Below are 25,899 nucleotides of genomic sequence, written 5' to 3'. Positions count from 1 at the left end.
CATAGCGCAGGGGCCGCGGAGCCTGTAGCAATCCCTATTGTGAAAGTCACTCCAAGTCGTCCATCCAGAGCGTTTTTGTGTCCATTTGGTTCAACCTTGTATGCCATTGGAACAATCTTCTAGTCGGCAGGAGTCACGACGGGTGCGGCGACGAGCAACTCCCCCCTAATTAAGCGGCCTCTACTTTCGTAGGGCGACGCGCCACACCACCACCGGTTTCGGCGGCCGGTTCAATGACCACAATGCGGCTCCCTACTCCGGTTGGGAGCCGCGCCTTTCCCGGCCTTCTAAGTGCCGGCAGTGATGGCAAAGGTTCGCGGCGGGCTTCGGCTTCGCCGCGAAAGTGTTCCGCCTCTTATTCGTGAAAATCGATGACGCAGCTTGTAGACGTCGGCATCCTGACCATCTGCGACGACGAGTTCGTTGCGGTGCTGGATGCCTTTTCCGGACGAGCCGCGGATCCATAAGAGCCGTCACCGCGAGTACGCGCCTCGCACCGCGGATGTGGACGATGGCCGGCGCTATCGCCTGACTATCCTGCGGCAACTCGAGCAGGGCAACGGCGAGGCGCAAGAAGCCGCTCGCGATGTCTTCGACGACATGCAGCCGTCCCTGATCCTGGTGGTGGGCATCGCCGGCGGGTTACCGTCGGACGACGTCACGCTGGGCGACGTCGTCCTCTCGACGCGCATGCATGATTTCAGCCTGGAAGCCCGGCGCTTCGAGGAGGCGACGGTTTACAACGTCGGAGGCGGGCCCATCGAGAGAACGATTGCCGCCGGCATCGCGAACCTGTCCGCACGCGGCGCGGACATGGGAGATTGGGCGGTCGATCTGCCTGCCAAGCCGGCCGTATCCTTCGGCACGGGCAAGCTGTACGGGCCCAAGGCTTGGCAACGGGATCTTCGAGCGAAACTGCAATCGGTCTACGGGAAGAACGTGGCGCGTCGCGCGCCGCGGTTCGTCGCCGGATCGATCGCGTCGAGTGACCGCCTCATCAAAGACCCGCAGGTCCTCTTCCCTTGGATCGCCACGGCGAGATCGATGCTCGCGGTGGAGATGGAGTCCGCGGGGGTCCTTTCGCTTCGTACGCATGGACGACGATTCACTCACGCCGCTGGACTCGCCGATTGAACGGCCATCGAGCGACCAGGAGATCGAGTGATAAGACTCCAGTTCATCGACGAACCGGCGTCGGCGTTCTTTCAGAACAACAGCGACGTCGACATTCGCGCCGGACTGACTTCGTTCGGCGTCTTCGACAAGGGCAGCCCCACGATCCAGGCCGATCCGCTTGAGAGTGGTCGGCACGACAGCGACCGTCGACCACGTCCGCGACTGGCTTGAAGACTGCAAGAACGGTGTCGCGTCCCAGGAGACGAAGCTCACGACCCTTCGCCCTTCGTTCCCGGGGATGACCACTCAGGTCTTCGGGACGACTCTGGAGCTTTCCGACCTGACGACGCGCGCGGTTTCGCGTCACGAGCTTTCGGCCGCTTTGGCCGGCGAGGAGCCGCTGACCCGCCTGGTCGAGACCTTCATGGACCACGCGCGAGATCTGGCGGCGAAAGCGGGCTCCACGTTCCCATAATCGCGCCGCCTCACGAGGTCTTCGCGCTTGGAGACGGACCTCGCATCTCCGAGGTCGACCCTCCGATCGACGAACTGCAGGAACCCGCTCCGGCGCAGCGGCGACCGACGCCATCGTCGCTGAACTTCCACGATTTGTTCAAGGCGCGTGCGGTAGACTTACCCCTTCCGTGTCAAGTCGTGCGTCCGGACACCTGCGGTTTTTCGCTCGATGGCCGCGCGCGCGACATGAAGCTGCAGGACAAAGCCACGACCGCCTGGAATTTCCATACCGCGCTCTACTACAAGACGGGCGGCATGCCTTGTCCTGATGCCTTCGTGGCAACGACCGCCGCACACCAACGAACGACAGTGTGGTGCTACTGCCGATAATGGCGCCGTGTCACATTCGAACCCACTCTAACCTGGAGACCATTGGCGATTTATAGGCTTGTCCGGGCTCGGACAGCGCCGGGGGCCGCACTTCCAACATGCACTAGACTAGCGATGTCGATCTCTGACTTGCCGCCGCTGCTCGCCAAATGCCGCGCGTGGGTTGAGCCCGCACGTCACGTTTCGCCCGGACGCGGACGCGAGGCACTGCGCACGTGTCTGGTACATGCAATCGCCGGGATATCCGACGCCTCTCCCCTGCACGCACCATGGAAAATCCCTAGCGCTCGCCGGAATACCAGTTACGTACCACGCGATCCCAAACGCCAGAGCGGCAAACAACAGAGACACACGCATTGGTGGCTCCTCAGCTCGAAGCCCGATTGTTCCAACGGAGCGAACGATCCGTAGTTCCACTTAGAAGCTCATTAAAGATGGCTCGGGCCGGCTGCGACTCTCAGCTCTAAAATTCCCGGGTCGGCATGTGCATGCAGAATTCCAGGCGTTCAAGTGCGTGCTCATGCCAATGTCACGATACCCTGCCCGACGCGCCGCATCGATCATCCAATACACGAGCGCATCACATCCATTTGCACTCGACGTGCTTCCCCAGAGCCTTTTTCGGACTCCAGATCCTCGTCCCTCACAAAATTCCGCGACTGCTCGCCGATAGAAGAGGACAAAAACGGGTGTCACTGCATCAACTGTAGCTTGGGGCCCGCCGGCGACTCGCCTTGGCGCAGTCGCTTCCGCGCGTCAGGTCAGGCCATGCTCGGGGCCAGGGCACCAGATCCCCAAAAGATAGGCGAGCGGCAAGTCGTCGACCGATGGGCGGGCGGGCTCGGAGGGCGCCGCGAGCCGAGCCCGGCGAGCTCCCCGGCGGCCATGGTGATACGTATCCTCGGCGGCCACGTGGCTGACGGGTCGCTCGAGACCGTAACCAGGTTCCACATTTTTAATGGTAATCCCTATAATGGGTTGATTATTAATTTCTGGGACAATAGATAGCCCTTAAAGGGGTCGATTGTGAAGCTTACCATACAGACGTTTTTGGGCGGCACATGGCATGACGCCGCCGTCATAACGCTTGCCCAGGCCGAGAGTGGGATCGGAAGCCGGTCGTCGGCCGGCTACGAGATGAGCTATTTCTATGAGCACGGAACGACAAAGAATCCGGTTCGCGACCTACGGGCATACTCGGTAGCCGCGCCAATCGACCTCGAGGACCGGACGGCGGATACTTGGCCGGCCTTCCTGCTGGATCTGATCCCTCAGGGGAAGCAGGCAGACCGTATCGCCGCGTTTCTCGCTCTCAATGCAAGCGATCCAGCGACCCAGATCAAGCTGCTGCTGCGATCGGCGGGGGCTCCAGTTGGCAATCTCCGCATAAAGGAGGCACATGAGGAAGAAGTCCAGCGCATCGAGAAGATGGTCGGGATCGGCGTCTCAATGGACGACGTTCTAGCGCGTACAGACCATTTCCTCGCGATGGCGGACGACTTTGCCCTTATCGCCTCCGGCTCCAGCGGTCTTCAGGGCGACTGGCCGAAGGTCGCGCTCACAAAGTCGATGGCGGACGGACTCTGGTATCCCGATCCGATGGTGGCCGACGATGATGCCGGGGACCATGTGATCGCCAAGTTGCTTCGAAGCGAGGAAGGAATCGATCAGCGGATTCTTCAATCAGAGGCCGCCTATGCGAAGGTCGCAAAGGATTTCGGGTTGCATGTCGAGCGGACCAGCATACACGGCAACGGCGTGCTGGTCGTGCCAAGGTTCGACCGCAGCAGGGATGCCAGCGGACTGATCCGGTACGGTCAGGAAAGCCTCGTATCCGCGATCGGCGTCGCGGCGTTCGGGCATCTGGAGAAGCACGAAACCTATGTCGCGAAGCTCCAAGAGGTCTCCTCTGACCCGCTCGCGGACACGATCGAATATTTGCGGCGCGACATGCTCAATCTCGCGATGGGCAATCCGGACAACCACGGCAGAAACACCGCGTTGCGCAAGTTTCCCGACGGCCAGGTGCGCCTGTCGCCGCTATTCGATTTCGCACCGATGCGCATCTCGCTCGCGGGGATCGTGAGGTCCACGAAGTGGGCCTGCATGGTCTTTGCCGGCGGCAGTGACATCGAGCCGGATTGGCGCCTGATCTGCGACACCGTTGCGAGGCCCGGCGTGCCGGCGGACGATCTCATGGCTGCGCTCGCCGAGAAGGAGGACTTACTTCGCGCGCTGCCTGAGGCGGCGCGGACGTACGGTGTGCCGGACAGCGTCATTGCCAGCGCCGTCGTGCGCGGCGACGATATGGCCGACAAGGTCGCAAGGCTGCGGAATCGACCGACTTACGGATAGACGATGCCGAGAACACGAAAGCCCACTCGGGAGGAGATCTGGGATCGCCGCGCCGCGATCAACGAGAAAGCGCGGAGCGCGCAACTGCGGCTGCCCGAAGGCATCGCCGAAATGCGGCATGCTCTCGGACTTTCTCAAGCTGAATTCGCGAAGGTATTTTCACTCACCACTCGACAAGTCTCCGAGATGGAGCGGGGCGGCGCCAATCCGACGGTAGCGACCCTCGAGCGCATCGGTCGCGTATTCGGTTTCCAGGTCGGCTTCGTACCGCGCGCGACGCCCGGTGCTCCGTGAGAACGTCTTCGACCTCGTCTTGTGGTGGTTGCGAGCGACGACAATCCAAAGATTCTAGCCATTCAATACGAAGATGATGTGGCCTTTGCTCGATTTGTTTGCTGCCCGCTTGGATGGTGAGCGCTGAGGCCCGTTAACCTCGCAATTTCGGCAGTCGTCAATCAGCACCACTATCGCTACGCTTGGTTGCGAGTTTCACTTCGAGAGCCGATTGGCTTTGGCCCAGGCAAGCCAGAGACCAGAGGCACCAAGGCCAGTCGCCAGCGCGACCATTATACTGTCTTTGCGAATTTAGTATAACATCGACTTCGCCTCGAAGATCCGCCACCAAACACCTTGATGGTCATTTCGCTGCCAGCAGATGACTTTGCGTCGGTCCAACCAGCCGCGTCTGCACCGCAAGAAACTGATCATGCTTCTGCAACTGCTCGTACAGCAGAGCGTAATCGGCCGCGATATCGTCATCTGGCAAATCCCTGGCCCCGTCCACGACGCCGGCATCGGCCAGGGCTCGAGGGTACAAACCACGATTTGAAATGTTTGACATCACAAGTCGTGCGGTGTCGACGGAAAATCGAGCACAGATCCGGCACTGCGATGGATATCTGACCGGGAGTCGCAGCAGTCGATAGTGACGTGGGTCATGGCATCTGCTCCTGCGCAACCGAGTCTCGCGCCCCCGCGGCGCTTGAAGCAGCGGGCTCCTCCTTAACCGAGCCAGATTGCCCGGCGTCTAGCCCGCCACCGGCGCAGAGATAGCCGTGCAGCACGCTAAGACAAGCATCCGCGCTCTTGAGTTCCCGCCGGTCCTGTGGGGTAATCGTGAGATTGGCGAGCTCATACACAGGATTGCGCTGCTCCATCAGCTTTGTGATCATTTCGTCCCGGTCTGCGGTTTGTATTTTCGGGCGGTTGGTGTCATGCCGCAGGTTGCGCCTGATCACGTCCCCGTTGGTATTAAGCCAGATCGAAACCGCCTTCTCGCCGACACGACGTCGGACTTCTTCGGACATGAACGCTCCACCACCGGTTGCGAGCACCAGCGGCCCGCGGTCGAGCAGCCGGCTGATTTCATTCGCCTCGAGATCCCTGAAATGCGCCTCGCCGTCCTCCGCGAAAATCTTGGTTATGGACTTGCCAGCCTTCGCCTCGATCGCTTTATCGGAGTCGACGAACGTCAGCCCCAGCTGCTTTGCGAGTGCAGGTCCCACAGTGGATTTCCCGGCCCCCATCATGCCAACGAGCACGATCGGGCGGTTGTCGAGGGCGCCCACAATCTCTGTTGCGCGCGCCGACCGCGCTGCGCGTGTGGGCCGGGCCACGTTCGACACATGAACAGGCCTAGCACCAACGCTGTTGCTGGCTTTGGCTTCCCAATGGGGGATCTCCGTGGCACCCTCTGGGATCACAACCTCGGTGCACGCCCGTCGCACGCGCTCCAGGAGTTGCTCGGCTATAGATTCATCCCGAGGCTCTTCGCTCCCTCGCTGTAGCCGTCTGAGCTTCTGCAGCTCCTTGTACGTCTCATGATTGTCGAGCTTGGCCTTGTAGCTGTCTGCCGTGTGAAACTCGAGCTCAAAACGGTAACCGCCGGGCGTGGCGAGCACTGTCTTGATGCCCGCGAAGGTCCGCGATCGCGTCCTGAACCAGTTAGTCGTGCTGACCTCGCTATACCCGCTCTCCTCGAACGCTAGAATGGCTTTCTTGAAGGCACGTGTAAAATCCCTGTCAGAGAATTCGAAGACATGCCGCACAGCGTTGTTGAAGAGCTGGACGCCGGCCTCAGAGCTGGCCTGGATTCCGGTGAGCTCGTCTGTCATTGAGCTTTGCGATCTAAGACGCTTAGCCAAATGGGGCATCTTCACCTCGATGCCGGCCCCCTTAAGGGCTTCGGCAACCGACATTGCCGTCCGGGTGATGTCTTTCTCTTCGGCTTGAGCGCGGGAAGCCTCCATCTGGGCGCGCTGTGCCGCCTCCTCGCGAGTCAACGTGATTGTGGTGGCGACATCTTCGGCAGCAAGCGTTGGAGCCGAGGGTTCGCGCAGAATCCCCCGCTCGGCGGCAAGCTTGATCGAGGCTTGCATGACCGAAGCCGCCAGCGTCGGATTGTCCTTGAGATCCTCCAAGGCCGCATCGACGTCGAAACGGCCTTGGTTGAGGGTAGCCGCCAAGCCCTTGGTGTATGGAGCCGATTTCAACCCGGGTGTCTGTTGCAGCAGGCGCTGAAGCTGCCTGCTCTTGATCATAAAGGCGTAAGCGCCAGTGTCGGATTTGTAGGCGTCAGTTCCGACCTTGATGCCGATGCTCAGCAGGTTTTTTGCACTTTGCACGAAGTCGTGCGGCCTGTAACCATCCGGTCGGGGGTCGATGCGCGTAGGGTAGCGATCGACCAGAATCTGGACGCGGTCCCGTGGGTGAGCCGTTGCCGGATAGGTCTCGGCTAGCGGCGGAAACAGCTCGCAAAGCTCTTGGCTCATTGCGAGCTGTCTCTCACTCGCAGTGGCGGCAGGTTCGGGCAGGAGTTGAGGCGGAACTTGCTCGTCGAGACCAGCCGCCCACGCCTCGAGTTCGGTGAGAAGCAACTCGACCGTCTCGCGCGCGACGGGATGGTGCGCCAGCTCGATATCGCGCCGCGCCTTCTCGACCTTGTCCCGGACGTCGCGAGCACTAACCTTTTCCTGCTCCAGCAGGCCGCGGATGTCTCGCTTGAGCTCTCGGTCAATGCCTTCGTACGTGCCGAATATGGCACGTTCGGCAAACCACTGCCGGGCTTCATCTGATTGAGCCAGAAAGCCTCGCTGCAGGCCGGTATAGGTTTCCAGAACGTTCCGCGTGGCGGCGAGAATCTGGCTGGCGCGACCGAAATTATAGCGACCGTCCTCAATCGCCGGGGTATGGGATTTTGGCGGCTTGAGCGAGCGGAGGCCGCGAGCTTGCTCCTCTTGGTCGAATTGCCTGACATGCTCGTAAAGCTGCGGCCGGTCGGCAATGATAATGGCCGTATCGCCATCGAAGTCGCCGTCGAGTTTTTTCTGTTCATCAGGCGGGATTGCAACCAGGGACCCCGGAGCGAAGATCTCAGTGGCCTGCAGGATCCCGATACAATCGAGCGCGCTGTCCGCCGTTACGCGGTCCTTGCCCTTGATCCAGCTCGAATGGCACTTGACGTCCTCGGCGGACATCACCAGGCCACGGTCGGCGAAGTCGGCCGGCCATATTTCATCCGGCACCACGATCAGAAGCCCCTTGGCAAAGAAAGTCGGATCATCGACTGCCAGCTCCTCCCCCGACTTCTGGGCGACGTTGAAGCTGTATTGTATGGTCACGCACTGATCGAGAAACGCCGCAGTCGGGTCCCCGTCCGCAGCTGACCTGACGCGATCGGGGGCGAACGGGCGGAGGTTGGGTTGGTCGTAGGGCGATCGCCCGATCAGCACGCCACCACCGGTCAATGTTTCGCTCTTGAGCCTCGGCACGTGCAGACAGCCATCACCGGATGGGATAGCGACGGCGCCCGGACCATTGATGTTCGCGGCTGTTACGACGCGAAACAGCTCCTCCGACGTCAGCTCTTGCTTTACCCGACTCTCAAGCCAGCTCATCGCCTTCTGCCGGGCCTCATCCGCTACTTGCTCGCTGCGCGGATAATGTTGCAAGGCCGATGCTGGCAAGGATGCTCTCGTTCCCTCGGCAAAGGCAGGCACGCGGTCAGGACCTTCCTGCTCGTCGGCGCGGCGGACAGCTGGCATAAGCTTGGCCAGCGAGGCCCGGATGAAGCCGCAGCCGTCGTGCGGTCGCAAAGCGATGGGGCCGTCCGGTCCCCTCAGCTGGAAGGGATGCTCCTCGTTGGCAGGGCGGTCCGGCAGCAGCCCCAGTTTGAAGGCGCCTTCCAGCGCGGAGTCGTGGGGTGATAGGCCTTTGATCGCCGGAGGCGCCGCAAAGCCTCTGCGCTGAGTATAATAATAGGCCTCTTTGAAAGGAGCCCACGCGCGCGACAGCTGCTCGAATGCTGTACCCGGCGCGGTTTCGGCATAGGGAATCGCCAGCAGCTTTCCCCCCGAAGGCTTTGCTTGCACGTCTCGAGCGCGGGTCGCAATTTGAGACACAGTCAATCGTGGCGGCTTTAACCTGCTGCCGCCGAATAGGTCCATCCGGTATGGGATACCGTTTACATTTACCGTACGCGCTAGCATGAAGGCGCTCGGGGGTCCCGGCAGTTGCACCGCGACAACGGGCAGGACCCCCGAAGTCAGGCGATGGAAAATCGAGTATCGCGTCTCCGGCTCCGTGGCCAACGGCCGCCCATGCATGTCCACGACCGGCAACTTCATCCGTCCCGCCTCACCCTGCGGAGGCCGTGGGGCGTGGTCCATGGCTCGCAATAACTGATGCATGTCGAACACCGACGGAGGATGTTGCGCCTGGATCGCCGCCGCTTGCTGCTCCATGAACAAGTCCAGCGCATCCACTGGACTGTCCGCCTCGATCTGCGCAATCAAATTCCAGCTCATGCTGGACAGATCGCCTTGAATCAGGTCGCGAGCGCCCGCCAGGATCTCTCTCGTGCCGCGCTGCAGCTCTTTCTGCCTGGCCCGTAAATCTGCCCCGTTGCCCTCGACATAGGGTGACCTGAACAATCTCTCCAGCGCCGCACGGGCCTTGAGCGTCTGATAGATCGATAAAGCGGGGCTCCGGCTCGCAAGGGGCCCACGGCTCCGCTCCGCATCGTCCGCATTCAGATGCGCTTTGATTTTTTGCTCGAGCAAGGGCTGAAGATCGTTGAGCACGTTGAGGGCCTGCCTGCGGTGCCAGCGCAGTGGCTTCTCTGGGCTGCGCGCGAGCGGCAGCAGAGCAGCACTCAGATTACCCATGGTTTCCAGGTTGTTCTCGGCGGAAAAACCAGGAGCTGAACGCAATTCAGAGAGCCGACTCAAGCCTGTCGGCGCGAGCAAACCGAGATCATCGAATAGGCGAGCCTTACCCAGCGCCTTGAAAATGTTCGTGATGCTCAGAACCTCAGCCTTCAACAGGCGATCATTATCATAGTGCAGGTAGTGGGCGAGCTTGTGCAACCGATCCTTCGGCAGAGCGGCATCCGTTATCTCCCCACTCTCCTCCGCCCTCATGATGGTTCGGGACAGAGCGTTGGCGAGCATAGCCAGCTCAGGCGTGGTGAACACACCAAATCGCTGCGCCCCAGCCCCCAATTCGCGCGCGATGTCCATCGTGGACTGCCCGCATGTCGGCTCCTCAGGCCACTTGCTGAAGCCGTTCAGAAGGTTCGCCACTGCTTGTGGAGGGAAATTAGAGAGCTGATGCTGACGGGTTTCCCCCGCGATTGCCATCGTGGCTTTGAGACAATCCTCATTCTCCGGCCATTTGCTGAAGCCGTGTACGAGGTTCGCCAAGCCCTGCGCAGTAAAATCAGACAGCCGGACATCGCGGCGAAGGACCTCACCCGCAATGGCAAACGCAGCCTTGCGACAGTCCGGCGCCTCCGGCCACTTGCTAAAGCCGTTCACCAGGTTTGCCAATCCCTGCGGGGTAAAATCAGAGAGTTCGGCGCGGCGAAGGACCTCATGCGCGATCGCACACGTCGCGCCGCGACAGTCCGGCGCGTCCGACCACTTGCTAAACCCGTTCACTAGGTTTGCCAGTGCCTGCGCGGCAAAATCGGAGAGTTCGGCGCGAAGGACCTCACGCGCGATCGCAAACGTGGCCTCCGGACAGTCCGGCGCGTCCGGCCATTTGCTGAAGCCGTTCACCAGATTCGCCAAGTGCTGGTGGCTAAAATGCCGGGTACCGCGACGAAGGACCTCACCCGCGATCGCAACCGTGGCGCCGCGGCAGGCCGGCGCATTCGGCCATTTGCTGAAGCCGTTCACCAGGTGCGCAAAGTCCCGACGATTGAAACCAGAGAGTGCGAACTCACCGCGCGCGCCGCGGCGAACGACCTCGCCCGCGATCGCAACCGTAGCGTCACCACAGTCCGGCGCGTCAGGCCACTTGCTGAAGCCGTTCACCAGGTTCGCCAGCTCCTGCGGAGTAAAATGAGAGAGTCGGGCGCCGCGGCGAAGGACCTCATGCGCGATCGCAAACGTGGCCTCGCGACAGTCCCGCGCGTCCGGCCACTTGCTGAAACCGTTCACCAGATTAGCCAGGTGCTGGTGGGAAAAATGGGAGAGTTCGGCACGACGAAGGAGCTCACCCGCGATCGCAAACGTCGCGTCACGGCAGTCGGGCGCGTCCGCACACTTGCCGAAGCCATTCACCAGGTTCGCCAGTTCCTGCGGAATAAAATGAGAGAGCCGGGCGCTGCGGCGAAGGACCTCACCCGCGATCGCAACCGTGGCGCCGCGACAGTCCGGCGCATCCGCCCACTTGCTGAGCCCGTTCACCAGGTTCGCCAGTTCCTGGTAAGTGAATTCAGAGAGCCGGACATGGCGGTCGCGGCGAAGGACCTCACCCGCGATCGCCACCGTGGCGTCGCGCGTATCCGCCTCGTCCGGCCACTTGCTAAAGCCGTTCACCAGGTTGGCCACTTGCTGGTGAGTGAGTTTAGAGAGCCAGGCATAACGGTCGCGGCGAAGGACCTCACCCGCGATCGCAAGCGTAGCCTCACGACAGTCCCGCGCGTCCGGCCATTTGCCGAAGCCGTTCACAAGCATCGCCAGGTGCTGGCTCTCAAAATGCCGAGCACCGCGGCGCAGGACCTCGCCCGCGATCGCAAACGTCGCATCGCGCGAGTCCCGCGCGTCCGGCCACTTGATGAAACCGTTCACCAGACTTGCCAGTTCCTGCGGTTTAAAATGGAAGAGCTCGTCGCGGCGAAGGACCTCACCCGCGATCGCAAGCGTAGCGTCACGACAGTCCCGCGCGTCCGGCCATTTGCTGAAGCCGTTCACCAGATTAGCCAGATTCTGGTGATTGAATTTCGAGAGCCGAGCATGGCGGCCGCGGCGGAGGACCTCACTTGCGATCGCCAACGTGGCCTCGCGCGTGTCCGCCCCGTCCGGCCACTTGCTGAAGCCGCTCACCAGATTCGCCAGTGTCTGCGGCTCAAAATCGGACAGTCCGAACTCACGGCGGCGAAGAACCTCAGACGCGATCGCAAACGTGCCGTCGCGACAGTCTGGCGCGTCCGGCCATTTGCTGAACCCGTTCACAAGCATCGCCAAATGTTTCTGCTCAAAATCAGAGAGCTCGCTGTTGCGGCCGGCACGACGGACCACGCGAGCGATAGCTTCCGTGCCCTCACGAGTTCCCGCCTCCTGCGTCCACTTGCTGAAACCGTTCACCAGCAGCGAGAGATTTTGGCTATTTGCCGCGCCAAGTACCTTGGGTTCGTCACGACAAAACTCGGCAATTCTGATGACTCCATTGCGGCATGTCTTCGACTGCAGTTGCCGACCGAATGATGTCGCGAACAGCGCAAGAGCAGGGGGCTCAAGTTCGCGCAGTAACGAATTGGAAAGCTGCGACACCCGAGATGCCACCGCCTTGCAAGCTTCGAGGCCTTCCTGACCGCCGGCCTCGCGACTCACAGCGTTGCAAGCCGTGGCGTAGCCCCAGGATTTCCTGCGGCGGATATCGTCTTCGAAGTGGGTGATAAATTGGCTTCTGAACCGGGCAGCAGCCTTTTGCATAAAGGCCGCATGGATCTTCTCGTCCACCCGCTGCAGCCGCTTGTCGTTTTCCACCACTGCACGTGAGAATTCGACAATGTCGTGAGCGAAATAAATGGCGTCCAGAGCGGCGTTACATTGCTGTTCTGAAATCGCAGCTTGCGTGCCCTGGGGGGCGACAAAATCCAGGCGCCGCCGCTTTGGCCCTACCTCCAGGCCCGATACAGATTGCCCGTGCAAGGAAGAGGCACCTCGTGAACTCCTGGACTGATCGGCACAGCGGCTCTCGGCACCGGAACGCGACGAACTTTCTTCCCAATTCGGCGCGCCGCGATGCGCCAAATACCGCAAAGCTGGCTCGTCGACATGCGTATTAGGGGAAGGATCGGTTGACGTGCGGCGTCGGGCATCGCTGGCCGAAGTCGGCCTTCGGGCCGAGCCCGCAGCCAGATCCTGATTCTCAGAGCGCAAGCCCTGCAAGACAGAACTGAACTTCGAGCGATCGTCTCCGCCGCCAAGATCTGCTTCAGGGCTGGACCAGTCCATCTCTGATCCGCGGGCTTCCTTCGCGCTCCAGTCGGTTCTCGTCAAAATCAATCTCCCCTGCGAGCTAGAATGCGCCCAATAAGACGGTGGCTGAGAGGCCTGCGGCGCCGGTCTCAACGATTTTTGTTTCAGAGCGGAGGCCCTTGGCCGCGTCGACAGGACCTCACTCGCCACAAACCTGACGTGCGAGTCAGTTTTGTACGATTGTGTGCTCTAGTGCCGAAGATATGCCCTGCACCTGACGTTAGTCTGACTAGTGGTTCATCTCAGTGATTTTGGCTCTTTGGCGGTTGCTGGATAGGCGCGGCCGAGTTTGGCGCGTGCTTTGTCGGTTGTGAACGTCCACCCTGGCGCGCAACGGTGACCCGGAGGCGCCCGACCGCGGTTTCCGCCGCACCATCGCCGCTGCGGCCTATCACCTGGCCGGCTTCTCGGCCGTTGCCTATCGCCCTTCAACGAAACGGCGGAAGACCTCAATGCTTCGCCGGGCGAAACGGCGATCCGACACCTGATCCTGCGCAACCTTGGCCAGTTGCGCGGCTTTGTCCGCGGGTGGCTGGACGATGGGGCGCACGGCGGCCTGGCTTGGGCAACAAATGCAAGAACCCGCATCGAGCATGGTCTGCTGGGCGACGCGGATGCCGAGCGCGATATGCGGGGTAACTAGTCATCTGGAACGTAAGTTCGTCACATTAGTTGACAGGCTCGAATCTCTGTAGAAGAGAGCGTTTGTGGCGAATGCAGGTGGTAGAGGCGGGCCGATCGAGCCGTTGATGCTGAGTAGATCAGGTTGCTGAGGTAATCGAGCGGACATTGCGTACGACGCCACCCCGACGCGACGCACTGGTCGATCCGCTCGATGGCTGCGGAAACTGGCTTTTCTCACACTACGATCCGCCGGATGTGGACGGCGTTCGGCTTGCAGCCGTACCGTAGCGAGAGCTTCAAGCTGTCGAGCGATCCGCTGTTCGTCGATAGGGTGCGCGATATCGTAGGCCTTTACCTATCCCCACCGAACCCGGGCGCTTGTCCTCAGCTCAGCATCGATGAGAAAAGCCAGATTCAGGCTCTCGATCGAGAGCAACCGGTCTTGCCAATGATGCCCGGTGTACCGGAACGTCGCACGCACAGCTACGTGCGGCATGGTACGACCACGTAGTCATCCTGTGGCCCGGTCGCTATCTGAACGCTGCCGTGCGATCCTACGGTGTGCAGATGGCTTGCCAAGCAAGTCTGTGGCTGCCGAACTCGGCATCCATGAACACACCGTTGGCAAGTGGCCCGCCGATTCTTGACGGATGGTTGTGACGGGTCTGCTTGCCACCGAGCGGTCGAGCTCTGGAAGTTTCTCAAAGAGATCGATGTTCAAATCCCTGAAGGGCTCGATGTCCAAATCGTCATGGACAACTACGCCACCCACAAGATACCCAAGATCAATGCGTGGCTCGCTCGCCGGCCGCACTACCGTGTCCACTTCACGCCGACTTCCGCGTCCTGGATCAACCAGGTTGAGCGCTGGTTTGCCGAACTCACCGGGAAGCAGATCCAGCGAGGCGTTCATACCTCCGCCAGGCAGCTCGAGGCCGACATCCGCACCTTCATCGAACTCCACAACAAAAACCGAAGCCATTCAAATGGACCAAGTCCGCCGACCAGATTTTAGATCTACAATCGCTTTGTGCGCTGGCATTATACCCGGTGCTGAAAAGCGGCTGCCGCTGATCCGACTGACCCGAAGTCTACTGGGTAAGGCCGTATGTCCGCCTCTTCCAGTGAGGTGGCTCGCCCTACACTGCGCGTCCGAGGGTTACTCGGGCGTACCGAGCCGATCCTCATCACAGGAGGACGAGCCGTGGCAGATTATGGGGAAGCATTTGTCGGAATCGATGTCGCGAAGCTGAAAAACGCCATCGCGATCGCGGAAGCAGGCCGGGAAGGAGAGGTTCGTTTCTTCGGTGAGGTCGACGCGTCGGCGACCAGCATGCGCCGGGTCCTTGAACGGATCGCCAGCAGGTTTGGTGATGTGCATTTCTGTTGCGAGGCCGGTCCGACTGGCTATGGCCTTTATCGCTCGATCCGGTCGCTCGGCCATGAATGCACCGTGGTTGCGCCGTCCCTGATCCCGAGGTAGCCAGGCGATCGCGTGAAGACAAACCGCCGGGACGCTGTTTCTCTCGCCCGGCTGCTGCGCGCCGGCGAGTTAACGGCGGTGTGGGTTCCCGATGAAGGCCACGAAGCGATGCGCGATCTCGTCCGCGCCCGGGCGGCGGCGGTTGAGGCGCTGCGGGTCCACCGCCAGCAGGTCAAGCACGGTCGCACCTATCCCCGCAAGAAGGGGTGGACGATGCGCTAGTCGCGACGAGACCGGTCGACTTCCGCAGGGGTGCCGACGGGCTCGCCGCGCTGGTCCGCGAGCAGCTCCGCCATGATCCGTTCTCGGGAACGATTTTTGTCTTTCGCTCGAAGCGAGCGGACCGCTTGAAGATTTTGGCGTGGGACGGGTCCGGACTGGTGCTGCTGTGGAAACGTCTGGAACATAGCGCGTTCCGCTGGCCGCCGATCAGCGATGGTGTGATGCGGCTCTCCGCCTCGCAGCTCGCCGCGCTGATGGACGGATTGGACTGGTCACGTCTGCATGTCCACGACGTTGCGCAGCCAACAGTGACATCGTGAGCCGTTGCGACCACTTGAATCCGGCCACTCTTCGCATGCTACAACGTGCCGCGAATCAGATTGAATGGTTGATGTGGACGACATCACGGATCAGCTTCCGACCGACATCGACGCGCTGCAGGCGCTGATCGCGGCAGCGCGCGCGGAGCGCGATGCTGCGATCGCAAAGTGCGACGCTGCGATCGCCGAGCGAGACCACGCGCTGTCGCAGATGGATCGGCTGCGCCACCTCTTGCGGCAGCTGCAACGTGCGCAGTTCGGCCGCCGCTCGGAGAAGCTTGATCCGGAACAACTGCTGCTGGCGATCGAGGACATCGAGCAGGCCGTTGCCGCCAACGAGTCGGCTGAGGATAAGAAGGACCCTGCGGGCGCACGCAAGCGCGCTGATAAGCGACGCGCCGATCGTGGTGCGCTTCCGGCCCATCTGCCGCACATCGATGTGACGGTTGCCCCGGAAGATATCAACTGCCCGTGCTGCCGCGCGCCAATGCATGTGATCGGCGAGGAGACGTCGAAGCGGCTCGACGTCGTTCCGGCGCAGTTCCGCGTGATCGTCACGCATCGTCCCAAATATGCCTGCCGGGCCTGCACGGATGGCGTGGTTCAAGCACCGGCGCCAGAGCGGCTGATCAAGGGTGGACTGCCGACCGAGGCGATGGTCGCCCATGTGCTGGTCGCCCAATATGCCTGGCATCTGCCGCTCTATCGGCAGGCCAGATGCTGCTGGCGCAGGGCATCGATATCAAGCGCGCGGTGCTTGCGTTCTGGGTGGGCTATGCGGCCGCGGAGCTTCATCCGCTCTGGCTGCGGCTGCGCGAGATCATTCTGACCGCGGGCAAGATCGCGGTCGACGAGACCACGGCACCGGTGCTGGATCCCGGCCGTGGCCGCACCAAGAAGGGCTTCTTCTGGGCGATCGCGCGCGACGATCGGCCGTGGGGCGGGGCCGACCCGCCGGCCGTGGCCTACACTTATGCCCCCGGTCGTGGCGCCGTCCACGCGCTCAAGCTGCTCGACGGCTATCGCGGCATCGTGCAATGCGACGGCTATCGCGTCTACAAGACCATTGCCGAAACCGCGCCTGACGCGGCAATCGCGCTGGCGTTCTGCTGGGCTCACCTGCGCCGGCGCTTCTTTGACGTTGCCCAGGCCGGTCCTGCCCCGATCGCCAGCGAGGCGCTCGAGCGTATCGCCGCTCTCTATGCCATCGAGAAGACGATCAGGGGCCGCAGCGCCGATGAGCGCCGTGCCGTCCGCCAGGAACGCAGCAAGCCCCTCATGCTGGCGCTCAAGGCCTGGTTCGAGCAGCAACTCACCCGCGTCTCGGGCAAGGCAACGATCGCCGAGCACATTCGCTACGCCTTGAACCACTGGGACGGGCTCACGCGGCTCCTCGACGATGGCCGCATCGAACTCGACTCGGACATCGTCGAGCGAAGCATCCGCCCGCTTGTCCTCAATCGCAAAAACGCATTGTTTGCGGGGCATGATCAGGGCGCGGAGAACTGGGCCTGCATCGCTTCGCTGATCGAGACCTGCAAGCTCTGTGGCGTCGAGCCGCAGGCCTATCTGACCGACGTCCTCACCAAGCTGGTCAATCTCTGGCCGGCCTCCCGTCTGGACGACCTGATGCCTTGGGCCGGGCCGCCGAGCACGGAAGAAGCCTCGCCGCTTGACGAACTGCGATCCTGGATCGCGCTCGAACCTGAGGGCCTGGTTGCCACCAGCTCGCTCCCATCCGGCAGCTTCAACACGCCGTCGCGGGCCGCGCTGCGCCAGGCAGAAAGCTGCTGCGGCAAGATCTCGTGCCGACGCGCGACCTCCGAGACCACGGCGCCCGGCGCGTAGGACGCCGCTACTACCTGCGCCTTAACATCGTCGCTCCAACGACGGCGCAGGCACCGAGGCTGTGACGCGTCAACAACATTCGAAATTGTGTTGCGATCCGCTCTCTTCATGACGGAACGCATATTGCAAGTCAGCCCGCATACGCCAAGGTGGGAGAAAATAACCGCTTACGCTCTATTTCCGTGTTCGTCAAACCAATCAACGAAGCCCTCGCACATGGCCTTGACTGCATGAACGATTACCGCCCATCGGCTGGGCCGCGGCGCTTCCAGTCGCAGGAAACCGTGCGACCATTTCACTACGCTGGCAACGCCGATCTTAAAGGTCGCAGCCACTGTCCGGCAGCTCTCCCCCGCCGCCACCGCAGCCCCCCCCGCGCAAATCAAGCGAAGAGGCGCGTCCCATGGGATGCTGGCCTCCAGCCCAGCCTGGATCTTCAATCAGAACCCGCCTGATTCGGGAAATCCCAATCGATTCAGCCCCAGACAATCACGCGCTAGGAAGCCAAACGCCGCCAGTTGACTAGTTGACTGAGCCGGCAGCGGCCTGCCCAGAGACACAGTCCCAAAGCGTTATGTCTTCAAGCACCTTCCCGGCGCCCTGAGCTGCAGCCATCGTGCAACAGATCCCTACGTGATCAAATGCAAAGACGACATCTTTGGTTTGATACTTCAGTTTATGCGCTGCACGGAGCACTCCTTCGGCACCAGTTTGAAACGTGGCGTTAATCGTCCAGTAGTCTTGATTTGCGACAGCAAACGCGTGGAATGCCTTCCTGATATCCCAACCAGAGCGCTTGGATAAGATACAAAACACCTTGTTATAAATTCCACTGGAATGGTGTACGTCCAATCTATCATTGTATTTGGAGACGTGGTCTATAGAGACGCCATCCTGTGGCGGGTCGCACATATCTCGGAGGGCCGTGCCAGCTTTTTTCGCAACATCCGCCGCCACCCTCCAGTCAGACCCCGATCTTCCGAATGCATTGCCATACTTCTGGAAGAAATAGTACTCAGCAGCTTCTCCTGCCATGTCGGAAAACGATTCGTTCATTCCACCTGACTGGTACTGATATTCGAGGTTCGAATTCTGCTCTGTGAAACCATGCGACACTTCATGGGCAACAACATCCAATCCGACGAGAGGGTAGAAATACCTTTCCCCGTCGCCAAACGTCACAGAGCTGCCATTCCACGATGCGTTCTCGAAGTTCCTAAGATAGTGTACGCGCAAATGCAGTTTCTGCTTCAAAGGACTGACGCCGTACCAGTCCTTATACATGTCCACAACGACCTTCCCGAAAAATTGGGCATCATTGAGCGGCGAGAACGCGCCATTGGTACCATCCCCAGCGTTGTTGTAACACCTAAACTCAAAGGGCTTGTTCGTAGCTTCTTTTTCTCCAGAGTTGTGCATGTGCTCGGTGAAAACGTCTGGGCTATCCATTTGGCAGGTGGTGCCCTGCTCGCTAACTTCGAAGGGCGGAACCATTTCACTTCCATAAGTGTACTGGCCAGTCTTAGCATTTCCGCCAGGCCCTGTTCCTTTTTGTGCGTGTTGTATATTCTCATACGAACTCACCGTTTCGCCTGTGACAGCGTCGATAAAGAACACAGGACGTGTCTGGCGTGGCCCGGCGGTACCGTTCTGAACAGTTGTATAGAACGAGGTGCGGTACACAAGCCGGACCTCGCCGCTCTTTTGAACGAGATACACGAGCTGGGCCTCTTCATTCTCGTAACTGCTCGCGCGAAGCGTAGGAGCAGAGGAGAGCACAATTTCCTTAGCTTTTTGAAGCGCCTGCTGTTTGGTGATCTTCGCGGTGAGGGCCGGACCTAGATTGTAGGCCGCAGTTCCGCTTACGGCAACAATTCTCGTGCCATCAGCGGATCTTTCGAGAACGATCTGCTGGCCCCACACGGGAATTCTGTTGTGATGCTGTTCAAGGCGGAGAGTGGCGCCGGAACGGTTAGCCAATGGCTTAAGCGAGGAAGACGTATCGAGCTCAAGTAATCCGGCAACAGAGGCCTCGAGCGGTATTCCCTGAGGCGTTACACTTACGGGAGTGTTTTGAGGTACAACCTTGTTCACCTCTCGAATCTCTGCGGCGGTAGCTGACCCTAACGAGGCACTCAATAAAAGGCACGCCAGTCCTTGGGCACGGTTGTGACGCATGACACTGTCCTCAAGCTCGATTGATTAATCGCTTCGCTGCATTGACAGCAGCGGACGTAATTGCCGCCACCTGATCCACCCAACTGATCCGATGTGGGAGCACGAAAAAACAACGGACGCGCCACATCAAAGATGTGGCTTTGCAGGTCCTTTGCAACCGCGCGCGTTGCAGTTGGCATTGCCGGCGGATGGACAGACTCTCATGGCGCACAGACTCAATCCTCGTCTACCCGGCGCGCGCCCATCTTTCGGCCGTCGCTTATGAACTCTCGCTCGAACGTCAATTGCCCGATCTTGGCTTAGAGCTTCACGACCTCATCTCTCTACGCTGAACGAGTTCTAGCCGTTGCAGACGTCGTCTGATGCGCGCTCCACGGTGAGAGACATTGCTGCCAGCTCCGAGACGCCAGACGGGTTTGATTGTCAGACTGTGACAACGCCCCCGCGTCTCAGAACCCGCACTTTGCAGCCGAGGTGCTAAGGCGTTTCGCTGTCGCCGCGCAACCATCAACCAGCACCGCGGTGACACTGCGCTTCTCCTGTTCATGTGGCTGGGTTGAGATTGATACGAGCACACCAACGACGGTTCGATGCTGATCCACCGCGATGGCACGACGCTTTCGCGGCTTTCAATGACATTCTTAACCTGCATATCCAATGTCATCTCTCCCATCATCAGTTGCTATAGCTTTCGCGACCATCGACGCCTTTTGCTGTTTCGATCAGAAATTCAACTGCGAGCTTTGCGAAGCGGACGGCTTTCGCCGGATCCAACTTGGAGACCAAGTCATCCGACGTGTGAATGTATGGATTGCTCCGCTCGAGCGGAGACTCGAACGGCCAGGCTGCGCGGATGCCATTACTCGTCCACGAGACATGATCAGAGCATGCGTAGCAGCCCTCAGTTTCAGCGTGAGTAATCGCATGAGCACCAGAATGGTTGTATTCCTTTAGGAGCTTAGTGAGAAAACCATTTAGTTCGGCGCTGGCTTGATCGTTTACCAGGTAAATGTCCCGGGTGTCCTTGCCTGGATTGAAGCCGGTCATGTCAAACTGCAAGGCCGCAATTATCTTTTGCCCGTCTTTGCTTTTGCTTTCGGCCGCGTATCTGCCCGCGATTTCTGCGGAACCTCGAAGCCCTACCTCTTCTGCCGAGTAGGCCATAAACTTAATAGTCCGCTGCGGTTTGAACCCCGTTTCCATCAGCACACGAAGCGCCTCTGTGACGACCGCGACTCCGGATGCGTCGTCGTCAGCACCAGGTGCGCTCTCTTTGGGGTTCTCTTTATTCTTCCAATTAATAGAGTCGATATGCGCGCCAATCACCACCACTTCATCCGGGCGGGACGCGCCCCGGATTGTTCCGATAACCGAGTTCTGAACCCAGTCGTGCGAAAATAACGCGACGGTGAAGTCTGGACGCTCCTGTCCCAGGCTCTGCCATTCTCTACGAACAAACTCAGCCGCTTCTTGCCCTTTAAACGTTTGGTAGTGTCGCGTCCCGAAACCTTGAAGCATTGTGATCGTGCTGACGATCTTGTCGCCCTTAACCCGGTCAAGAGCGCGGCCAACGGTACTCTGCTGATCAAGCGCCTCCGGAAGGGGAGCTAAGTAGCGAAATCCGGGCTTATAAGCTGGGTTGTCCACCTCCTTGAGGGCTGCCTCACGCGAGGTGTGGACAGTGAAGCCGCCGCAGCGCGGGCATGCGCTGTGCAGCCAATTAGAAAACCTGTCTAGATCTGTTTCAGCGATGTCAGCAACCGACATGCCGTTGACCACTTGAAAGGTGGGAACAACAAGATCGTCCGCATCTGATTGCCGACCCACAAGAGACCGCTGCGCGGCAGCTGCCACATTGTCGCCAGCGACAACCCAAAGCCTTGAGGATTGTGCATAAGTACAGGGACCGCCCACCAGCAACATGGCTAAAGCAGTTAGGATCGTCTTTGAGCGGCTCATTCTTTTCATGTCCAGTTCCTTTAGCCAACGCATGAGCATCTTGATGACGCAACCGCGCTACGCATCGTCACAGTAGCCGCCGGACAACCAGTCGTTCGGCGATGACTCGCGGCGCGTTCGCTTGAAGATGATGTTCTCTGCGAGAATTGTTGTGGTCGCACGAACAGAGCAAGCGGCGTGCCAAATCGAAATTCCAACATTACTGGTGCTTCGTAGCATCTGGGTGGTGTCGCAGCTCGATATTGGCCTAATCCTGACAATCAGCACGGTTAGTGACCGGCAATTTGTTGCAGAGTCAGCGACAAAATCACGACTATTCCGATACTATGCACCGCAGCCGCTGAGCGCACCGAATTGCAGGACCGGGAGCCGACCGTGGGGATCCGGCGCCATTGGGTCTGTCTCAATGGAGAACCGCATCAGTCCTGGCGCCATGTTAAACTCACGCAAATAGCTAGTTTTGTGCTCGAGTTGGATCGTTCGGAACAGGCCGGCGCTCACGGTGGGTTGCGACCAGCGCTGCAGCAATCGAACGCCAGCGGGCGCTTTGTAATGGCCGGGCGGGCTGCGGTCAGCTTTGTCCCGCTCAGCCGCATCGGATTGCTGCTGGTTCAACAGCACCGTTCGCATGAGAGCAGCCCGATTAAAAAACTACTCGAACTCGGACAGCTGCCGGCGTTGCCGGAGCGACGCGGATCATATTTTCACTGCGGCATATTCTGCTAACGCCAGGACCTCGTTGTAAATGCGCGTGCGTTCAATAGATGATCCCCGCAGATCGCCCTGCCAGCGCTACATTCTCCAGACGCGCCGCTTGCGGGGGAGGAGGATAAAAATTGCAATGCGGCACTCCGAGCTCCTGGATCGCCGTTCGCGGCCCATGGCCTGCAGAGCGATCGAGTGAATGTGTCGCTGATGTCGAAATCCTCGTCCGGACTGCCCCGTGTTCGGTCAAACCAGGCAGCCGGACCCGCAGTTAGCTTGCTTGTATGTGGCGAAACCGCCGGCCGCCTCCAACGCAAAGGAGCCGAAACAGGCGATGAGCGGAGATGAACGCCTGATAATGCCTTTGCTCGGGTTGCTGCTCGCAACGGCGTTACGCATTCCCTCGCCGCCGCTGCGCGCGGGGTACCGTCACCCAGCCTTTGCCCCTTGCCGACAGTGCAAGCAGTGTCGCGCCTCAAATTGATTGCATGCCCGTTACGGCCCGGCTAAGCTCTTAGCCTGCCCATGTGCATCCCAATTATACACGCCTGGCACTCTAAGTTCGTCCGAACCGATTTCCCATGGCAACGCGCGCGGTCCCCGGCGCTGGGAAGTTGGGCGGCCGCTTGCCACCCCTCGCCCAGATTGTGAGACGGCGCTCCGTGTCGTCGTCATGCCGCACCCTTCATGACAAATTTGACCAACACGATTTGCAACACGCTGCTGCTATTTGCGTGTGGCTGGCTGATCTGGACGGATCTCCGCCATGGCATCATCCCTGATTGGATCAACGGCTTGATCGCGGCGCTGGGACTTGCGAGGACGTTTGCGATGGAGGGGGCTCTTGCTCCACTGATCGCGGGCAGCCAGGGCTTGATAATAGCTGCCCTGCTCCTGCTGCTGAGAGGACTCTACTTCCGTTGGCGTAGCATACAAGGGCTCGGCCTTGGTGACGTCAAGTTTCTGGGCGCCGCTACGCTTTGGACTGGACTATTCGACTTCCCACTTCTGTTGCTTGCCGCAAGCGTCACGGCGCTGGCCGCTGTCCTCTGTCTCCATGTTGTCGGGCAAGGCGTCACCGCTCGAACGTCGATCCCGTTCGGACCATTTCTGGTCGTTGGCCTATTCGTCGTGCTTATTGTGCAGGGGAGTGTTGCAAGTATCCTTTTCTAGATTTACTGACCGTTTATTCCCGCGAGGCAAATAGCTTGTCGCACATTCACAGCGCACAACGATTGCTTCAGCAGCCGTGCTGCCTCGCCTAGGCGAACGCTCTGTCGCAAGAGAGGTCACGCAATCACGAAAATTGATGTCAACGGCGGTTGTGGCATTCATTGGAATATGAAGGTGCTTCACGGATCCCGAGCAACAACATGCTCGCGAGTAGCTCCTGGATATTGACGAATTAGCGCACTTACCGGAGATCCGACCGAGAACGTCGTCAAGGACTGGCGAGCCGAAGCCGCCGAATGCCCTCGGACATTGAAGCCGCGCAGCGGAAAAGCGCAAAGACGACACTCATTCGTTCCGCGACTTCGCGGATTGCAGTAAGAGAGAACACAGGCGCTGTTGGAGGACCGGATGTTGCATCGGACCACTACTGCAGCTGGCGACGTCCCAGCTCCTGTTCGGCGGGCGTCGACTTCAAAGGCAATAACTGGATATCTCCCTCACTTCCTTTTCCAGGCTGGGGCATAGACATGATCGCCTTGTTGAGAGCCTTTTCCAACATCACCTCCCGGGCTTGCACCTCGCGTAGCAACCAGCCATCGTGCTGTTCGCCGACCCTCATCCGAAGCGGCAGCTTGCTGGATTGGTCGACGAATATCCCGAAGCGCTCGAAACCTCCCACAACGGTTCCAACCAACGAGAGCGCCGGCTTCTCTGGTCTCTTGGAGGACAACGGAGGCACGGGCACAGCGGCAACGGACGTCGATGGGGGAACCAGCGCCCGTCGTGAGGGCGAGAAGATGGGACGATCTCGGGTGGGGGACAGCGAGGTCAATGGAATGCTCCACAAGGGATTGGCACTGGGTGCAGGCTCTTTCGGCGCCGACACCGAGTTGACGTTCAATGAGGGGGGCTCAGGCTTGTCGGCTTCTGCCCCACCCTCCCGCTGCACTATCGGCCCCGTGTCCGTCACTTCCTCGCTTTTCAGAGCCGCCACGGCCGTGCAGACCGACAGGTTTGTCGTGCCCGCTATGATGGCGGCCCAACGGATCATTGCGAGAGGGCGCATCATTCGCCTCCCCGCCACTGCCCCGACAATGTGAGCGAAACGCGCAGCTTTCCTGGCGGGGTGGTCGTGACAGTCAAGAACGTCTCGACCAAGAGCTGCTTCACAAAGAGGAATGGAAGACCGGCTTCCAGATCATAGAGCAGTTGCTGTAGGGCTGGTTGTTCGATCTCGCAACTCGTCGCTACACTAATGAACCCTGCTTTCGAATCGTCGCCCTGCAGTTCGACCTCAGTCGACAGAACGTGGCCCCCAGCTCTTGTGACGGCGCCCACCACCCTTTGCACGAGCGCAGCGCCTGCAACGGTCACAGTCTTTCCTTCGACAAAAGGGGAGCCTCCAGGCGCGGTCAGATTAGGCTCCTCGCGGCGATCAGGCCGAACCGCTCGTCCCTCGAACTGAGCCAATAGCTCTCCAGCGTCGCGGAGCTGGTCGTATCGGGCAAGTAGATCGGTGATGGCGCTTGCGATTACCCAGAGAAGAGCGAGAACTACGATAGCATAGCCTGACGCGGCTGCGGCGGGTGATGACCGAAATGCCACGCGAAAGAGAGCGGATCCCCTCATGTGCTTCCCTTGAAATAGGCATTCACACGAACCTCGATGTGAAACCGCTCGCCGGGCTCGTTCGATGATCTGGTGGTCGGTGCGAAAAATGCGGCTCGGCTGAACTGCGGTGACTGCTCGATCAGCTGGATCAGCGTCGGGGCGTCCTGAGTAAGACCAATCAGTTGCAGCCGTTCTCCCTCGACACGCAGTTTGGTGACGTAGGTACCATCGGGCAGAATGCTCGATAGATGATCCAGAACCAACACCGTCGCTGGCGTAGCCTGCTTACGCCGAGCGAGCAGCGTCTCGGCGGTTGATGCAACATCGCTCGGATCGCCCTTCACTGCTGCCGGCTGACGCGCGATCGTGCTGCGCAGTTCTTGCAATGCTCCGTCTGCTTTGGTGCCGAGCACCATGGTTATTATCAGTACCAATGCAGTCGCAATCCCAGCGCCGAGCAGAAAACACTTCAGGAGCTTCGCGAGGTCTCGGCGACCGCAGATTGCCGAACGAAGGCCTGCGCTGAAAAGCGTAATCGGATGCGGCGACAGCTCGCGATGTGTACGGATCGCGACTGTGGCAGCTCCGACATGATCCGCGAACTGGATTAGCGGCTCTACCGTGGCACGCGACACCGCCGCTAAAATGAGGCTGATGCGCTCATTGGGTACCGACTGAGGCTCACTAAAGCCAAAGAGCGCCTGTTCGGCACTCCAGGGCGTCAGTCGATCGATCCGTGAACGGATCATTCCGTTTAGAAATGGTTCTGCCTGCTTTGGAAAGTCGAGCTGCCGAACCAGAACTTGGTTCGGCGCGAGGTAAATGTCCATTACGCACCCGCGCAGTACCCCAATCCAGTTGCTGGGCAGGGCATGTTCGCTGGCCATCCGAACTTGGGCATTCTCTGGCTGCAGCTTGCGTGCAGAGTATTGCAGCAGCTGTAGCGTCAACCCGTCCGCTCCGTCGTGGC

General features: G+C 60.1%; 17 protein-coding genes and 4 pseudogenes. 12 read left to right on the top strand and 9 right to left on the bottom strand.

The features are described 5' to 3' along the window. Positions 1–435: 435 nt before the first annotated feature. The 3 genes from ACVISU_RS29585 (at position 436) to ACVISU_RS29575 (ending at position 1,591) form a co-directional block, all read left to right on the top strand. On the top strand, positions 436–1,134 hold the full coding sequence (locus ACVISU_RS29585) for a phosphorylase family protein (RefSeq protein ID WP_456709269.1): 699 nt from the start codon (positions 436–438) through the stop codon (positions 1,132–1,134). A 27-nt stretch (positions 1,135–1,161) separates the two neighbouring features. Further along, the gene (locus ACVISU_RS29580) at positions 1,162–1,347 is read left to right on the top strand and encodes a hypothetical protein (protein WP_456709268.1); all 186 of its coding nucleotides are present in this window, start codon (positions 1,162–1,164) and stop codon (positions 1,345–1,347) included. A 67-nt stretch (positions 1,348–1,414) separates the two neighbouring features. Further along, a complete protein-coding gene (locus tag ACVISU_RS29575; protein WP_456709267.1) occupies positions 1,415–1,591 on the top strand; it encodes a hypothetical protein in 177 nt (58 codons plus the stop codon). A gap of 479 nt (positions 1,592–2,070) precedes the next feature. Here ACVISU_RS29575 and ACVISU_RS29570 read toward each other — a convergent pair whose 3' ends face one another. Further along, a complete protein-coding gene (locus ACVISU_RS29570; protein WP_456709266.1) occupies positions 2,071–2,319 on the bottom strand; it encodes a DUF3551 domain-containing protein in 249 nt (82 codons plus the stop codon). A 669-nt stretch (positions 2,320–2,988) separates the two neighbouring features. Between ACVISU_RS29570 and ACVISU_RS29565 the strand changes: the two genes are divergently transcribed. Both ACVISU_RS29565 and ACVISU_RS29560 read left to right on the top strand, forming a co-directional pair. Continuing rightward, the gene (locus ACVISU_RS29565; protein WP_456709265.1) at positions 2,989–4,317 is read left to right on the top strand and encodes a type II toxin-antitoxin system HipA family toxin; all 1,329 of its coding nucleotides are present in this window, start codon (positions 2,989–2,991) and stop codon (positions 4,315–4,317) included. Between the two features lie 3 nt (positions 4,318–4,320). Continuing rightward, positions 4,321–4,611 (top strand): helix-turn-helix domain-containing protein, encoded by a 291-nt coding sequence (locus ACVISU_RS29560; protein WP_456709264.1) that lies wholly within the window; start codon positions 4,321–4,323, stop codon positions 4,609–4,611. A 343-nt stretch (positions 4,612–4,954) separates the two neighbouring features. Here ACVISU_RS29560 and ACVISU_RS29555 read toward each other — a convergent pair whose 3' ends face one another. Further along, positions 4,955–5,158, bottom strand: coding sequence for a hypothetical protein (locus tag ACVISU_RS29555; RefSeq protein ID WP_456709263.1), 204 nt, complete (start codon positions 5,156–5,158; stop codon positions 4,955–4,957). A gap of 94 nt (positions 5,159–5,252) precedes the next feature. Continuing rightward, entirely contained in the window at positions 5,253–12,827 is a 7,575-nt protein-coding gene (locus tag ACVISU_RS29550) for a shikimate kinase (protein ID WP_456709262.1), read from the bottom strand. Positions 12,828–13,565: 738 nt separating this feature from the next. Here ACVISU_RS29550 and ACVISU_RS29545 point away from each other — a divergent pair. The 5 genes and pseudogenes from ACVISU_RS29545 to tnpC all read left to right on the top strand — a co-directional run. Further along, a pseudogene (locus tag ACVISU_RS29545) lies at positions 13,566–14,504 on the top strand (helix-turn-helix domain-containing protein); the annotation flags it as partial. 130 nt (positions 14,505–14,634) lie between these two features. After that, positions 14,635–15,132, top strand: a pseudogene (locus tag ACVISU_RS29540) (IS110 family transposase); the annotation flags it as partial. Beyond that, a complete protein-coding gene (tnpB, locus tag ACVISU_RS29535) occupies positions 15,120–15,455 on the top strand; it encodes an IS66 family insertion sequence element accessory protein TnpB (RefSeq protein ID WP_456709261.1) in 336 nt (111 codons plus the stop codon). The pseudogene ACVISU_RS29540 and the gene tnpB, both read left to right, overlap by 13 nt. A 64-nt stretch (positions 15,456–15,519) precedes the next feature. Then, positions 15,520–15,837: pseudogene (locus ACVISU_RS29530) on the top strand (transposase domain-containing protein); the annotation flags it as partial. Between the two features lie 105 nt (positions 15,838–15,942). Next, positions 15,943–17,039, top strand: a pseudogene (gene tnpC / locus ACVISU_RS29525) (IS66 family transposase); the annotation flags it as partial. Here tnpC and ACVISU_RS29520 read toward each other — a convergent pair. From ACVISU_RS29520 to ACVISU_RS29510, 3 genes are all read right to left on the bottom strand, one after another. Next, positions 17,021–17,413: a transposase gene (locus tag ACVISU_RS29520; RefSeq protein ID WP_456710931.1), complete on the bottom strand. Its 393-nt coding sequence runs from the start codon at positions 17,411–17,413 to the stop codon at positions 17,021–17,023. The pseudogene tnpC and the gene ACVISU_RS29520 sit on opposite strands and share 19 nt — an antisense overlap. Before the next feature lie 412 nt (positions 17,414–17,825). Then, positions 17,826–19,481: a M4 family metallopeptidase gene (locus tag ACVISU_RS29515; protein ID WP_456709260.1), complete on the bottom strand. Its 1,656-nt coding sequence runs from the start codon at positions 19,479–19,481 to the stop codon at positions 17,826–17,828. A 675-nt stretch (positions 19,482–20,156) separates the two neighbouring features. Then, on the bottom strand, positions 20,157–21,449 hold the full coding sequence (locus ACVISU_RS29510) for a M20/M25/M40 family metallo-hydrolase (protein ID WP_456709259.1): 1,293 nt from the start codon (positions 21,447–21,449) through the stop codon (positions 20,157–20,159). Positions 21,450–21,815: 366 nt separating this feature from the next. Here ACVISU_RS29510 and ACVISU_RS29505 point away from each other — a divergent pair, with 366 nt between their 5' ends. Together ACVISU_RS29505 and ACVISU_RS29500 are read left to right on the top strand one after the other, a co-directional pair. After that, complete coding sequence (locus ACVISU_RS29505; RefSeq protein ID WP_456709258.1) at positions 21,816–22,166, top strand: hypothetical protein; 351 nt, start codon at positions 21,816–21,818, stop codon at positions 22,164–22,166. Positions 22,167–22,832: 666 nt separating this feature from the next. Next, positions 22,833–23,318: a prepilin peptidase gene (locus tag ACVISU_RS29500; RefSeq protein ID WP_456709257.1), complete on the top strand. Its 486-nt coding sequence runs from the start codon at positions 22,833–22,835 to the stop codon at positions 23,316–23,318. 424 nt (positions 23,319–23,742) lie between these two features. Here the strand turns inward: ACVISU_RS29500 and ACVISU_RS29495 are convergent, their stop codons facing one another. The 3 genes from ACVISU_RS29495 to ACVISU_RS29485 are packed head-to-tail and all read right to left on the bottom strand — an operon-like array spanning position 23,743 to position 25,879. Beyond that, entirely contained in the window at positions 23,743–24,387 is a 645-nt protein-coding gene (locus tag ACVISU_RS29495) for a hypothetical protein (RefSeq protein ID WP_456709256.1), read from the bottom strand. Beyond that, positions 24,384–24,947 carry a type II secretion system protein GspM gene (gspM, locus tag ACVISU_RS29490; RefSeq protein WP_456709255.1) on the bottom strand — a complete coding sequence of 188 codons (564 nt, stop codon included), beginning with the start codon at positions 24,945–24,947 and terminating at the stop codon, positions 24,384–24,386. The genes ACVISU_RS29495 and gspM overlap by 4 nt, the downstream gene beginning before the upstream one ends. Then, positions 24,944–25,879 (bottom strand): PilN domain-containing protein, encoded by a 936-nt coding sequence (locus ACVISU_RS29485; protein WP_456709254.1) that lies wholly within the window; start codon positions 25,877–25,879, stop codon positions 24,944–24,946. The genes gspM and ACVISU_RS29485 overlap by 4 nt, the downstream gene beginning before the upstream one ends. Between the last annotated feature and the right edge of the window lie 20 nt (positions 25,880–25,899).

The sequence above is a fragment of the Bradyrhizobium sp. USDA 4452 genome (genome assembly GCF_054063575.1).
This window is presented reverse-complemented; position numbering and strand designations above follow the sequence as displayed.